We start from the raw sequence: 12,838 nt of genomic DNA on the forward strand, positions 1-12,838 counted from the left end.
TCAGACGGCGGCGGGTACTCCGGTGGGGGAGTGGTCAGGCAGCGGCTCCCGGGTGCGCAGCGAGGTGACCACCCTGAGCGCGGCGATCCAGACCAGCGTGGAGCCGAGCACGTGCAGCAGGACCAGCGCGGCGGGTACGGCGAGGAAGTACTGCGTGTAGCCGATCGCGCCCTGGCCCAGCTCCACGGCGAGCAGCACCAGCGCCGCCCGCCTGGCGGGCCGCTCCGCGTGGCTCACGTGCAGGGCGAACAGCAGCGCGAACGTCAGCCCCACCACGATGTAGACGACGTCGGCGTGCAGCCGCGCCACGGCCTCGATGTCGAGATCGAAGCGGGAGGCCCTCTCGTCGCCCGAGTGCGGGCCCGTGCCGCTCACCGCGACCCCGACCACCAGCAGCACGAACACGGCGGCCAGCAGCGCGTGGCCGAGCCTGCGGATGTCGCGGTGGGTCACCCGCCGGACCGGGCCGTCGCCCTCGCCGGCGCGCGCGTACAGCATCCAGCAGGCCGCGATCAGGCCGGTGGAGATGAGGAAGTGCATGCCCACCGTGAACGGGTTGAGCATCGTGCTGACCACCAGCCCGCCCCACAGCGCCTGGGCCAGCACGCCCGCCGGCTGCAGCCACGCCAGCAGCACCAGCGAGCGCCTGCGCGGCGTCAGGCGCAGCGCCACGATCACGCACGCGACCCCCACCGCCAGCACCAGGAACGTCAGCAGCCTGTTGCCGAACTCGACGAGCATGTTGAGCATGTCGGTCTCGGGGTGCGCGACCGGGACGAAGCTGTCCGGTGTGCACCTGGGCCACGTCGGGCAGCCGAGCCCCGACTCGGTGACGCGCACGCCCGCGCCCGTCACCGCGATGCCCGCGTTGACCACCACGGACGCCAGCGCCCAGCCCCGCATCGTCCCCGTTGTGGGCGCCCAGAAGGACAGCAGGCGGCGCACGAGAGGATTGGGGTGGTCGGTGGGTAGCTTCACGTCATCGATGGTACGGGCCGGGCAGGCCGGTCCCGCCACCGGTCGCCCGGCGTCCGGAACGCCCGCTCGGTGAGCGCGAAGCCCGGCGCGCGGCGGGGCCTTCTCCATGGGATGACCGGTGGACTTCTCAAGCGCGAGGGTATGTGACATATTACAGAAGGGAGGTAGGGATGTCCGACGTCATCGTGGTCGGCGCCGGAGTGGTGGGCGCCGCCTGCGCCTATTACGCCGCGCGCGCGGGCCTCGACGTGACCGTGGTCGATCGCGGCCCGGTCGCCGGTGGCACTACCGGCTCGGGTGAGGGCAACATCCTGGTGTCCGACAAGGAGCCGGGGCCCGAGCTGGAGCTCGCCGTGCTCTCGAACCGGTTGTGGCGCGAGCTGGCCGGCCACGGCGGCTTCGAGTTCGAGGCCAAGGGCGGGCTGGTCGTCGCCGAGACCGGCGAGGTCCAGCGGCAGCTCGCCGGGCTGGCCGCCAAGCAGGAGGTGGAGCACTCCCTGGTGCCCGCCGACTCCCTGCGCGACTACGAGCCGCACCTCGCCGACGGCCTGGCGGGCGGGGTGTTCTACCCGCAGGACGCGCAGGTGCAGCCCATGCTGGCCGCCGCGCGGCTGCTGAGCCACGGCGCGGAGAGCTTCGGCCGGGGCACGCTCCGGCTGCGCCTCGGGGCCGCGGTGACCGGGTTCATCCGCGAAGGAGACCGGATCACGGGCGTGCGCACCTCGCAGGGCGACGTGCTCGGCGACGCGGTGATCAACGCCGCGGGCACATGGGGCGGCGAGGTGGCCGCGCTGGCGGGCGTCGACCTGCCGATCCTGCCCAGGCGCGGGTTCATCCTGGTCACGGAGCCGCTTGCGGAGCTGCTGATCAGGCACAAGGTTTACACCGCCGCCTACGTCACGAACGTGGCCAGCGACTCGGAGGGCCTGGAGACGTCGGCCGTCGTGGAGGCCACGCCCTCGGGGACCGTGCTCATCGGGGCCAGCAGGGAGCGGGTCGGCTTCGACCGGACCATGTCGGTGCCGGTGCTGGCCCGGCTGGCCGCGCAGGCGGTGGCGCTGTTCCCCGCGCTGCGCGACGTGCGCGCCATCAGGTCGTACTGCGGGTTCCGGCCGTACTGCCCCGACCACCTGCCCGTCATCGGCGCCGATCCGCGGGTGCCCGGGCTGTACCACGCGTGCGGGCACGAGGGCGCGGGCATCGGGCTGGCCCCGGCGACCGGTCACCTGCTCGCGCAGGTGCTCACCGGCTCCGAGACCGACGTGGACCTGCGGCCCTTCCGGCCGGATCGCTTCTCGGAGGACTCCCCTTGACGTTCCACATCACGATCGACGGGCGTCCTGTCCCCGTGACCCCCGGCCAGACGATCGGGGCCGCGCTGCACGCCGCAGGCGTGCGCTCGTGGCGCAGCACGCGCTTCGGCGGGCGGCCACGCGGGCTGTTCTGCGGGATCGGGGTCTGCTTCGACTGCCTCATCTCGGTCAACGGGCGGGCTCCCGAGCGGGCCTGCCTGGTGGAGGCCGCGCCCGGTGACGAGGTGACCACGTCATGACGTACGACCTGGTGGTGATCGGGGGCGGGCCCGCCGGGGTGGCGGGCGCGCTCACGGCGGCGCAGGCCGGTCTGCGGGTGGCGCTCGTGGACTCCGCCATGCGGCTCGGCGGCCAGTACTTCCGCCACTCCGCCGACCCGCGGCCCGCGCCCGGGCTCGATCGGTTCCTGCGGCTGGCCCGCGCCCTCGACTCCCGCGCCGACCTGCTGCTGCGGCACCAGGTCTGGAGCCTCACCCGCGGGCCGGACGGCGATCTGACCGTGCACTGCACGGCTCCTGACCGTACGGCGCTCCCGGTGGCGGCGCGGCGGGTGCTGATCGCGACCGGCGCGCACGACAGGCCGCTGCCGTTCCCCGGGTGGGACCTGCCCGGCGTGCTCACGGCCGGCGGCGCGCAGGCGCTGCTCAAGGGCAACGACGTCGTCGCCGGCAGGCGGATCGTGGTCGCCGGCACCGGGCCGTTCCTGCTTCCCGTGGCCTCCGGGCTGGCGGGGGCAGGGGCTCGGGTGCTCGGGGTGTTCGAGGCCAACGGCGGCCTCGGCCTGGCCAGGCATCCGCTGCTGGCCCTGGGCAAGGCCGGTGAGGCCGCCGGGTACGCGGCGGACCTCGTACGGCACCGGGTGCCGTACCGGACGCGCCGGGCGGTCGTGGCGGCGCACGGCGAGCGCGAGGTGGAGGCCGTCACCGTGGCCCGCCTCGACAAGGACTGGAACGTTCTCGCCACCCGCGTCCTCGAGTGCGACACGGTGGCCGTCGGCTACGGGTTCGTCCCGCAGATCGACCTGGGCGTCCAGCTCGGCTGCGCGACCAGGCACGACGTGGACGGCAGCCCGGTGCTGGCCGTGGACGCCGGCCAGCGCACGAGTGTCGCCGGGGTCTGGGCGGCGGGCGAGCCCACGGGCGTCGGGGGCTGGCGCCTGTCCGAACTGGAGGGGCGCATCGCGGGGCAGGTGATCGCCGCCGACTGGCGCGCCCACGGCGGCGAGGCGGGTGCCGGGGCCGTGGCCGGGGTGCTGCTGCGGCGGCGGGAGCGGTGGCGGGCGTTCGGTGAGGCGCTGCAGCGCGCCTACCCCGTCCAACCCGGCTGGCAGAGCTGGCTGCGTGACGACACGCTGGTCTGCCGGTGCGAGGAGGTGCCGCTGGCGCGGGTGCGCGAGGCGCAGAGCCTCGGCGCCACCGACGCGCGCTCGATCAAGCTGCTGGCCAGGCCCGGCATGGGCTGGTGCCAGGGCCGCATCTGCGGCTACGCCGTCTCCTGCCTGGCGGGTGAGCCGCCGCAGCCGCCCCGCCGCCCCATCGCCCAGCCCGTCACCCTCGGCGCACTCGCCGACCTCACAGACGACCCCACCGTTCAATGAACCCCCCTGACATGGAGGACTTCCCGATGGAGAACCGCAGCAAGGCCTGGCACGGCGTCATGGTCGCCACAGCGCTGCCCCTGCGCGACGACCTGTCCGTCGATTTCGACGCCTACGCCGAGCACTGCCGCTGGCTGGTGGAGAACGGCTGCGACGGCGTCGTGCCGAACGGATCGCTGGGCGAGTACCAGACGCTCAGCCCGGACGAGCGCGCCAAGGTGATCGAGACCGCCGTCAAGGCCGTCGGCGGCCGCAACGTGATGGCCGGAGCGGGCGCGTACGGCGCCGCCGAGTCGCGCCGCTGGGCCGAGCAGGCGGGCGAGGCGGGCTGCGGCTCGGTGCTCCTGCTGCCGCCCAACTCCTTCCGCGCCGACGAGCGGGCCGTCGTCGAGCACTACCGTGAGGTCGCCAAGGCGGGCGTGCCGATCGTGGCCTACAACAACCCGTACGACACCAAGGTCGACCTGACCCCCGCGCTGCTGGCCAAGCTGCACGAGGAGGGGCTGATCGTGGCGGTCAAGGAGTTCAGCGGGGACGTGCGCAGGGCGTACGAGATCGCCGAGCTGGCTCCCGAGCTGGACCTGCTGGTCGGCTCCGACGACGTGCTGCTGGAACTCGCCGTCGCCGGTGCGGTGGGCTGGGTCGCCGGCTACCCCAACGCGCTGCCCTCCTCCAACGTCGCGCTCTACCGCGCGGCGGTCGCCGGAGACCTGGAGACGGCGCTGCCCCTTTACCGGACCCTGCACCCGCTGCTGCGCTGGGACTCGAAGACCGAGTTCGTCCAGGCCATCAAGCTGTCCATGGACATCGCGGGCCGCCACGGCGGGCCGTGCAGGCAGCCCAGGCAGCCGCTGACGGACGAGCAGGCCGCTATCGTGCGAGCGGCGACCGAGAAGGCACTGGCAGAAGGGCTGCGATGAGGACAAAGCGCGTTTTCCACGCCGTCGACTCCCACACCGAGGGCATGCCGACCCGCGTCATCACCGGCGGGATCGGCGTGATCCCCGGCGCCGGCATGGCCGAGCGGCGCGTCTACTTCCGCGACAACCTCGACCACATCCGCACCCTGCTGATGACCGAGCCGCGCGGCCACTCCGCCATGAGCGGCGCCATCCTGCAGCCGCCCACCAGGCCGGACGCCGACTACGGCGTGCTGTTCATCGAGGTGTCAGGGCTGCTGCCGATGTGCGGGCACGGCACCATCGGCGTGGCCACCGTGCTCGTCGAGACCGGCATGGTGGAGGTCGTCGAACCGGTCACCACCGTGCGCCTGGAGGTGCCCGCCGGGCTCGTCGAGGTGGACGTGGCCGTCGAGGACGGTCAGGCCATGTCGGTGACGCTGCGCAACGTGCCCTCCTACTGCGACCGGCTCGACGCCGTCGTGAAGGTGCCCGGCTTCGGGGAGATCCCGTACGACCTGGCGTACGGCGGCAACTTCTACGCCATCGTCGACCTCGACTCCTACGGCCTGCCCTTCGACCGCAGGGCCAAGAACGAGATCCTCGCCGCCGGCCTGGCCACCATGGAGGCCATCAACGCCGCCGACGAGCCCGTGCACCGCGAGGACGACCGCATCCGCGGCTGTCACCACGTCTACTTCGCCGCACCCGGCTCCGACGCCCACCACTCCCGGCACGCCATGGCCATCCACCCGGGCTGGTTCGACCGCTCGCCGTGCGGCACCGGCACCAGCGCCCGCATGGCGCAGCTGCACGCCCGCGGGGAGCTGCCGGTCGGCCAGGACTTCGTGAACGAGTCGTTCATCGAGACCCGGTTCATCGGCAGGGTCCTGGAGGAGACCACCGTGGGCGGCGCGCCGGCCGTCCTCCCGTCCATCACCGGCCGGGCCTGGATCACCGGCACCGCCCAGTACTTCCTCGACCCGCGCGACCCGTTCCCCGCCGGATTCGAGTTGTGAGCGAGCGGAGCGAATGAACCAATCAACGCAGCATCTTGATCATGGTTTCGGCGAAGCCGGAACCATGATTTCGACAGTCGACTATCACACGGGCGGCGAGCCGTTCAGGATCGTCACCGGCGGCGTGCCCGAGGTCCCGGGGGCCGACGTGCTCTCCCGGCGGGCCGCCGCCATGGCGGAGCCCGAGTTCGACGACGTGCGGCGGCTGCTGTGCCACGAGCCGCGCGGGCACGCCGACATGTACGGCTGCTTCCTCGTCCCGCCGGACGACCCCGGGGCCCTGTTCGGGGCGCTGTTCTGGCACAAGGACGGCTTCTCCACCGCCTGCGGCCACGGCACCATCGCGCTGGGTGCCTACGCCGTGCACGAGGGGCTGGTCGCGGCGGATCCCGACGGGGAGACGGACGTGGTCGTCGACGTGCCGTCCGGGCGCGTCACGGCGCGGGTGCGCTGCTCCGGTGGGCGGGTACGCGGGGTGACGTTCGTCAGCGTGCCGTCGTACGTGCTGGCACGTGACGTGGCGGCCGGCGGGACGAAGGTCGACGTCTCGTACGGCGGCGCCATCTACGTGTCCGTGCCCGCCCGGGCGCTGGGCCTGTCCGTGGAGCCCGGGCACCTGACGGCGCTCATCGGCCACGCCCGCCGGATCAAGGCCGACCTGGTCGGCCACCCGGCCACCCGGCACCCGTCAGACGACCGGCTGTCCGGCGTCTACGGCGTGATCTTCTACGACGAGCTGCCGGACATGGACGGCGTGGCCCACCAGCGGAACGTGACGGTGTTCGCCGACGGGGAGGTGGACCGCTCGCCGTGCGGCTCCGGCACGGCGGCCCGGCTGGCGCTGCTGCACGACGCGGGGCTGCGCGGGCCGCTGATCCACGACAGCATCGTCGGGAGCACCTTCCGCGCGCGGGTGGCCGAGGTCCTGGACCAGGGGGTCGTGCCGGAGATCGAGGGCATGGCGTACCGGACCGGACGGCACGCCTTCGAGCTCGATCCCGACGACCCGCTGGGACTGGGGTTCACACTGCGATGACCGGTTTGCCGTTAGGAATGGGGTTCGCACTGCGATGACCGGGTTGCCGTATCTCGACGCCGCGACGCTGGAGCGGCTGGTGCCCATGGGACGGGCCGTGCGGATCCTGGAGGACGCGCTCCGGGCGGGGCTCGATCCCGAGGCCACGCCGCAGCGGCCGATCGTGGACGTGCCCGCCGGACAGCTCCTGCTCATGCCCGCCGCGGCCGGGCGGTACGCGGGGGTGAAGGCCGTCACCATCGCGCCGGCCAACCCCGATCGGGGGCTGCCCCGGATCCAGGGGACGTACCTGCTGTTCGACGGCGAGACCCTGACCCCGCTCGCGGCCCTGGACGGGATCGCGCTCACCTCGCTCCGCACCCCCGCCGTCTCCGCCCTGGCCGTCAGCCACCTGGCTTCCGGGGAGGCCCGGCGGCTGGTGGTGTTCGGGAGCGGGCCGCAGGCGTGGGGGCACGTGCTGGCGCTGCGGGAGGTGCGGCCCGTGGCGGACGTGACGGTGATCGGGCGCGACCCGGGCCGCGCGGAGGCGCTGGCCGGCCGCTGCCGGGCGCTCGGCCTGACCGCGCGCGCCGGGTCTCGGGAAGCAGTGGCAGCGGCCGACATCGTGGTGTGCTGCACGACGGCCAGGGAGCCGTTGTTCCCGGGTAAGCTCGCCCGCGACGGCGTCACCGTCGTCGCGGTCGGCTCGCACGAGCCCGGCGCCCGTGAGCTCGACGGCGACCTCGTCGCCCGCGCCACCGTGGTCGTCGAGGCCAGGGCGGCCGCCCTCGAGGAAGCGGGGGATGTGCTCATCCCGATCCACGAGGGTACGATCACCGCTGGTCATCTCGCCGGAAACCTCGCCGACCTCGTGGCGGGCAGGGTCGTCACCGGCACCGCGCCGCGCGTGTTCAAGAGCACGGGCATGGCGTGGGAGGACCTGGTGGTCGCGGCCGCCGCTTACGAGGCGTGGATCTCATGACGGCTGGTGAGCAGGCTTCTTTTGATCAGGGAAGGGATGGGCGGATGGCTGCCGAGGAGCGGCTCGACCTGCCGATGGTGGGAGAGCGGCAGAGCCTGCGCGAACAGGTGTCGCAGGCGTTGCGTGCCGCGCTGATCACCGGTGAGATGCGGCCGGGGGTGGTCTACTCCGCGCCGGTGCTGGCCGCCCAGTTCGGCGTCTCGGCCACGCCGGTCCGCGAGGCCATGCTCGACCTCGCCAAGGAGGGCCTGGTCGAGGCGGTGCGCAACAAGGGCTTCAGAGTGACCGAGCTGTCCGACCGCGATCTCGACGAGCTCACCGAGATCCGCCAGCTCATCGAGGTGCCCACCGTGGCCAGGCTGGCCGACAGCTCGCGGGCGGAGGAGTTCGAACGGCTCAGGCCCATCGCCGAGGAGATCGTCTCGGCCGCCGAGGGCGGCGACCTGCTCGCGTACGTGGACGCCGACCTGCGCTTCCACGTCGAGCTGCTGACCCTGGCGGGCAACGGCCACTTGGTGGAGGTGGTGCGCGACCTGCGCAACAGGGCCAGGCTCTACGGCCTGTCCCAGCTCGCCGAGCGCGGCACGCTCGCCGACTCGGCCAGGGAGCACCTCCAGCTGCTCGACGCGCTCAAGAACGGCGACAGCGGGGCCGTCGGCCACATCATGGTCGAACACATCGGGCATGTACGCGGCATTTGGGCCGAACACTGAAACAGCGCCCTAAGTTCTGACATTTGGGGATCGCGAAGGCGTCGATCGCGGTAATCTCGATGCGGGCCGGATGAGCGACGCCGAGGACGTCCGCCGGCGGCCCCGTCGTCCTGGTCCCCAGCGGACCGGCCACCACCGATTCCGGTGGATGGCGTATGCCTGGTCAAGCGGACACCCGCACTCCGCTGACCTTCCATGGGCTCGGCACACCCCGCCCACCGAGAGCCGAGCCCCCCGCCGCGCGCCCGAGACCCCATCCCACGGGCGCGCGGCGGCACGCCACTCCTGCTAGAGCTTGCGCCGCCGGGTGGAGCCCAGGCTGGCGGCCACGATGCAGACGATCGCCGTCCACTGCTGCACGTGCAGGACCTCGTTCAGCAGCAGCACCCCGATCACCGCCGCCACCGCCGGCTCCAGGCTCATCAGGATGCCGAACACGTGCTTGGGCATCCGCCGCAGCGCGTGCAGCTCCAGCGAGTACGGGATCACCGACGACAGCAGCCCCACGCCGAGCCCGATCAGCAGCAGCTCCGGCTGCAGCAGCTGCGTCCCGCCCGTCGTGATGCCGACGGGAGCGACCACGACGGCCGACACGATCATCGCGAACGACAGCCCGCTCGTGCCGGGGAAGCGCCGCCCGGCCGCCGCCGACAGCAGGATGTACCCGGCCCAGCAGACCCCCGCCACCATCGCGAACCCGATGCCGAGCCAGTCCACCGACGCCGACTGCCCCCAGGGCGCGAGCAGCGCCACGCCCGCGCCCGCGAGCCCGACCCACAGCAGGTCGATCCTGCGCCGCGAGGCCGCCACGGCCACGCCCAAGGGCCCGAGGAACTCGATGGCCACCGCGATCCCCATCGGCAGCCGCGACAGGGCCTCGTAGAAGACCAGGTTCATGAGGGCGAGCGTCACCCCGAACCCGATCCCCACCGCCCAGTCGCGCCAGGCCAGGCCTTTCAGCCGTGGCCGGACGAGCGAGCCCATGATCAGCGCCCCGGCCGTGATCCGCAGGAACACCACCGCGCTCGGCGGCAGCGCCGCGAACAGCTCCTTCGCGAACCCGGCGCCCAGCTGCACCGAGAAGATCGCCAGCAGGACGAGCCCGGAGGGCGGGATCGAGTCGGCGGCGGTGCGCAGCAGGCTTCCCGGCCGGGGAAGGCCGGAGCGGCGATCGAAGGGATCGTCGAGGGCGAAGGCGGTCACGGGACTCCTCATCGGACGCAAGGGGACGCAAGGGAACGACGGTCAGAGCGTACTGAGGCGTCATGACATTCCCGACATAAGCTGTTACTCCTGTCTCTGGAACATTGGACGCATGAAATCGCCCGCCTTGCCCGTGAGCCTCGCCCGGCCGCCGCTGGCCCTGTCCGTGGCCTCCTTCGTCAGCAGCTTCGACCGCTTCGCCGTGAGCCCCATGCTCGTGCTCATCGCGGTGGACCTGGACGTCCCGCTCTCCGCCGCCGTCGCGGCCGCCAGCGGCTACTACCTGGCCTACGGGCTGACGCAGCCGGTGTGGGGGCTGCTGTCGGACCGGTTCGGGCGGGTTCGGGTGATGCGCGTGGCGCTGTTCGGGGCGGCGCTGGCCGGCGTGGTCTCGGCGCTGATGCCGGTGCTCGGGGCGCTGGTGGTGGCCAGGGTGGTGACCGGCGCCTGCTTCGGCGCCGTGATCCCCACCGGGCTGACGTACGTGGGAGACACCGTCCAGCCCTCGGTACGGCAGCGCGCGCTGACCGACCTGATGGCCGCAGCGGCGCTCGGCACGGCCCTGGCCACCGGGCTGGGCGGGGTGGTCGCGGGCCTGGTGGACTGGCGGGTGGCCTTCACCGTGCCCGCCGCCTGCGCCCTGGCCTGCGCGCTCACGCTCGGCTCGCTGCCTGAGCCGCCCCGTCTCCGCCTGGACGGTGCCGCACTTGGGACCGCCCGGTACCTGGGCGCGGTGCTCGGGCACGGCTGGGCGCTGCTGGTGTTCGGGCTGGCCTTCGTCGAAGGCGCGATCATGCTCGGAGCCATGCCGTTCCTGGCCACCGCGCTGGAGCACACGGGGTACGCCGCGGCCGTGGCCGGGCTCGCCATCACCGCGTACGGACTGGGCCTGTGGTTGTTCTCGAAGCTCGTCAAGCGGCTGGCGGGGCGCTGGCCCGCTCCCGCGCTGATGACGGTGGGCGGCGCGCAGCTCAGCGCCGGGTTCGCGATCGTCTCCGTGCACGTCAGCATGCCCACCGTGGCCGTCACGGCGCTGCTGCTCGGGGGCGGCTGGTCGTTCCTGCACTCATCGCTGCAGACGTGGGCCACCTCGGTGGTGCCCGAGGCGAGGGGCACCACCATCGCGTTCTTCGCCTGCGCGCTCTTCGTGGGCAGCGCGGTCTCGTCGTGGGCGGCCGGGCCGCTGGCCGAGCGGGGGAGCTACGCCCTGCTGTTCGGCCTGGCGGCCGGCGCCGCGATCCCGCTGACCGCGGTGGCCGCTCTCACCAGGCGCCGCTACGGCCGCTCGCAGGCCGCCCAGCCGCAGCCGCAGTGAACTACTCCCAGCGGAACGTGCGCGAGACCAGGCCCAGCGTCAGAACCGCCCACGCGGCGAGCACCGCCAGCGGGACCAGGGGCAGGGCGGCGCCCTGCCCGAGCACCGAGCGCAGGCCGCCGGTCAGGGCCGAGATGGGCAGCACCTCCAGGGCCTGCCGCATGCCGTGGGGGAACTTCGACAGCGGGAAGATCACCCCGCCGGCCCCCAGCAGGACCAGGTAGACGAGGTTGGCCGCGGCCAGGGTGGCCTCCGCGCGCAGGGTGCCCGCCATGAGCAGCCCCAGCCCGCTGAAGGCCGCCGTTCCGACCACGATCAGCAGCGCCGCGCTCAGGAACGATCCGTGCGGCCGCCACCCGAGCGCCAGCCCGACGGCCACGATCACCGCGGCCTGGATGACCTCCACGACCACGACGGCGGTCGTCTTGGCGAGCATGAGCCCGGCCCTGGACAGCGGGGTCGCGCCCAGCCGCTTGAGCACGCCGTAGCGGCGCTCGAAGCCGGTCGCGATGGCCTGGCCGGTGAAGGCCGTGGACATGACGGCCAGCGCCAGCACGCCCGGCACCAGGAAGTCGACCCGCCGGCCGCCCCCGACGTCGACCAGCGGCGCCAGCGAGAAGCCGACCAGCAGCAGCACCGGGATGACCATGGTGAGCAGCAGCTGCTCGCCGTTGCGCAGCATCGCCCGGATCTCCGCGCCCGCCTGGGCGAGGACCATGCGCGGGAACGGCGCGGCCCCCGGCGCGGGGGTGAAGTCGAGTGCGACCTCCCCAGTGCCTGTCATCGCAACTCCCTGCCCGTCAGCTCGAGGAAGACGTCCTCCAGGGTGCGGCGCTCGATGCGCAAGTCGTCGGCTGTGACGCCCTCCGCCGCGCACCAGGCCGTCACCGTGGCCAGCAGCTCGGGGCCCACCTGGCCCTCGATGATGTAGTGCCCGGCGGGCGACTCCTTGGCCGCGCTGCCCGCGGGGAGCGCGTTGAGCAGCTCCTCCAGCGCCAGCCCCGGCCGGGCGCGGAAGCGGAGCTGCCGCTCGGCCCCCGTCAGTGAGGCCGGGGTGCCCTCGGCCACCACCCGGCCCTTGTCGATGATCACCACGTGGTCCGCCAGGCGCTCGGCCTCGTCCATGTGGTGGGTGGTCAGCACGACCGACACGCCCGCCCCGCGCAGCTCGCCCACCAGCTCCCAGCAGGCGTGCCGGGCCTGCGGGTCGAGCCCGGCCGTCGGCTCGTCGAGGAAGACCAGCTCGGGCCGCCCGACGACGGCCGCCGCCAGTGACAGCCGCTGCTGCTGCCCGCCCGACATCCGCCGGTACGGGGTGCGTACGTGATCGGCCAGCCCCAGCCGTGACAGCAGGGCCCCGGCGTCGAGCGGATGGGCGTAGAAGCGGGAGACCAGCCGCAGCCACTCGCCGCAGCGCATCGCCGGCGGCACGCCGCCCGACTGGAGCATGATCCCCACCCGTGGCCGCAGCTCCGGCAGCGTGGGCGCGAGCCCGAGGACGCGGACCGTGCCCGCGTCGGCCCTGCGGAACCCCTCGCAGATCTCCACCGTGGACGTCTTGCCCGCGCCGTTGGGCCCGAGCACGGCGGTGACCGCTCCACGCGCGGCGCGCAGCGTGAGGCCGTCCACGGCGGTGCTGCCGCCGTAACGTTTGACCAGGTCGATGATCTCGACGGCTGGGGATTCCATGGCCACGAGTTTAGGGACTGGGTCACGCGGTCCGGGCCGCAGGTGAGCCCCAGAAGTACGTCCTGGGCGGACGCTGGAAAGATATGACCTGATTTGGAGCGCCCTTGACCCGCTC

At 73.2% G+C, this 12,838-nt stretch carries 13 protein-coding genes; 9 read left to right on the forward strand and 4 right to left on the reverse strand.

The window, feature by feature from the left end; genetic code table 11:
- On the reverse strand, window positions 1-978 hold the full coding sequence (locus ABD830_RS31150) for a COX15/CtaA family protein (RefSeq protein WP_344995170.1): 978 nt from the start codon (window positions 976-978) through the stop codon (window positions 1-3).
- A gap of 170 nt (window positions 979-1,148) precedes the next feature.
- Between ABD830_RS31150 and ABD830_RS31155 the strand changes: the two genes are divergently transcribed.
- The 8 genes from ABD830_RS31155 to ABD830_RS31190 all read left to right on the forward strand — a co-directional run bounded on the left by ABD830_RS31155 (window position 1,149) and on the right by ABD830_RS31190 (window position 8,516).
- Window positions 1,149-2,291: an NAD(P)/FAD-dependent oxidoreductase gene (locus ABD830_RS31155; protein ID WP_344995172.1), complete on the forward strand. Its 1,143-nt coding sequence runs from the start codon at window positions 1,149-1,151 to the stop codon at window positions 2,289-2,291.
- Window positions 2,288-2,530: a (2Fe-2S)-binding protein gene (locus ABD830_RS31160; protein WP_344995175.1), complete on the forward strand. Its 243-nt coding sequence runs from the start codon at window positions 2,288-2,290 to the stop codon at window positions 2,528-2,530. The genes ABD830_RS31155 and ABD830_RS31160 overlap by 4 nt, the downstream gene beginning before the upstream one ends.
- Complete coding sequence (locus ABD830_RS31165) at window positions 2,527-3,888, forward strand: FAD/NAD(P)-dependent oxidoreductase (protein WP_344995178.1); 1,362 nt, start codon at window positions 2,527-2,529, stop codon at window positions 3,886-3,888. Before ABD830_RS31160 ends, ABD830_RS31165 begins: the two co-directional genes overlap by 4 nt.
- A 26-nt stretch (window positions 3,889-3,914) precedes the next feature.
- Window positions 3,915-4,808, forward strand: a complete 894-nt coding sequence (locus tag ABD830_RS31170) for a dihydrodipicolinate synthase family protein (protein ID WP_344995180.1) — start codon at window positions 3,915-3,917, stop codon at window positions 4,806-4,808.
- Window positions 4,805-5,806, forward strand: coding sequence for a proline racemase family protein (locus tag ABD830_RS31175; RefSeq protein WP_344995184.1), 1,002 nt, complete (start codon window positions 4,805-4,807; stop codon window positions 5,804-5,806). The genes ABD830_RS31170 and ABD830_RS31175 overlap by 4 nt, the downstream gene beginning before the upstream one ends.
- A gap of 64 nt (window positions 5,807-5,870) precedes the next feature.
- Window positions 5,871-6,842, forward strand: coding sequence for a proline racemase family protein (locus ABD830_RS31180; protein WP_344995187.1), 972 nt, complete (start codon window positions 5,871-5,873; stop codon window positions 6,840-6,842).
- Window positions 6,843-6,876: 34 nt separating this feature from the next.
- Entirely contained in the window at window positions 6,877-7,803 is a 927-nt protein-coding gene (locus tag ABD830_RS31185; protein WP_344995190.1) for an ornithine cyclodeaminase family protein, read from the forward strand.
- Window positions 7,804-7,847: 44 nt separating this feature from the next.
- Window positions 7,848-8,516 carry a GntR family transcriptional regulator gene (locus tag ABD830_RS31190; RefSeq protein ID WP_344995192.1) on the forward strand — a complete coding sequence of 223 codons (669 nt, stop codon included), beginning with the start codon at window positions 7,848-7,850 and terminating at the stop codon, window positions 8,514-8,516.
- Window positions 8,517-8,804: 288 nt separating this feature from the next.
- Here the strand turns inward: ABD830_RS31190 and ABD830_RS31195 are convergent, their stop codons facing one another.
- Entirely contained in the window at window positions 8,805-9,719 is a 915-nt protein-coding gene (locus tag ABD830_RS31195; RefSeq protein WP_344995195.1) for an EamA family transporter, read from the reverse strand.
- A 112-nt stretch (window positions 9,720-9,831) separates the two neighbouring features.
- Between ABD830_RS31195 and ABD830_RS31200 the strand changes: the two genes are divergently transcribed.
- Window positions 9,832-11,034: an MFS transporter gene (locus tag ABD830_RS31200; RefSeq protein WP_344995198.1), complete on the forward strand. Its 1,203-nt coding sequence runs from the start codon at window positions 9,832-9,834 to the stop codon at window positions 11,032-11,034.
- Between the two features lies 1 nt (window position 11,035).
- On the opposite strand, the gene ABD830_RS31205 is transcribed toward ABD830_RS31200, so the two are convergent.
- Window positions 11,036-11,818: an ABC transporter permease gene (locus tag ABD830_RS31205; RefSeq protein ID WP_344995202.1), complete on the reverse strand. Its 783-nt coding sequence runs from the start codon at window positions 11,816-11,818 to the stop codon at window positions 11,036-11,038.
- Window positions 11,815-12,723, reverse strand: coding sequence for an ABC transporter ATP-binding protein (locus ABD830_RS31210; RefSeq protein WP_344995205.1), 909 nt, complete (start codon window positions 12,721-12,723; stop codon window positions 11,815-11,817). Before ABD830_RS31210 ends, ABD830_RS31205 begins: the two co-directional genes overlap by 4 nt.
- Between the last annotated feature and the right edge of the window lie 115 nt (window positions 12,724-12,838).

It is taken from the genome of Nonomuraea helvata, assembly GCF_039535785.1.
In the GTDB taxonomy this organism is placed as follows: Bacteria; Actinomycetota; Actinomycetes; order Streptosporangiales; family Streptosporangiaceae; genus Nonomuraea; species Nonomuraea helvata.

Coding starts and splice junctions, on each gene's coding strand:
- ABD830_RS31175 (WP_344995184.1), top strand. CDS start 4,805: ATGAGGACAAAGCGCGTTTTCCACGCCGTCGACTCCCACACCGAGGGC.
- ABD830_RS31155 (WP_344995172.1), top strand. CDS start 1,149: ATGTCCGACGTCATCGTGGTCGGCGCCGGAGTGGTGGGCGCCGCCTGC.
- ABD830_RS31205 (WP_344995202.1), bottom strand. CDS start 11,818: ATGACAGGCACTGGGGAGGTCGCACTCGACTTCACCCCCGCGCCGGGG.
- ABD830_RS31190 (WP_344995192.1), top strand. CDS start 7,848: ATGGCTGCCGAGGAGCGGCTCGACCTGCCGATGGTGGGAGAGCGGCAG.
- ABD830_RS31170 (WP_344995180.1), top strand. CDS start 3,915: ATGGAGAACCGCAGCAAGGCCTGGCACGGCGTCATGGTCGCCACAGCG.
- ABD830_RS31165 (WP_344995178.1), top strand. CDS start 2,527: ATGACGTACGACCTGGTGGTGATCGGGGGCGGGCCCGCCGGGGTGGCG.
- ABD830_RS31180 (WP_344995187.1), top strand. CDS start 5,871: ATGATTTCGACAGTCGACTATCACACGGGCGGCGAGCCGTTCAGGATC.
- ABD830_RS31185 (WP_344995190.1), top strand. CDS start 6,877: ATGACCGGGTTGCCGTATCTCGACGCCGCGACGCTGGAGCGGCTGGTG.
- ABD830_RS31200 (WP_344995198.1), top strand. CDS start 9,832: ATGAAATCGCCCGCCTTGCCCGTGAGCCTCGCCCGGCCGCCGCTGGCC.
- ABD830_RS31210 (WP_344995205.1), bottom strand. CDS start 12,723: ATGGAATCCCCAGCCGTCGAGATCATCGACCTGGTCAAACGTTACGGC.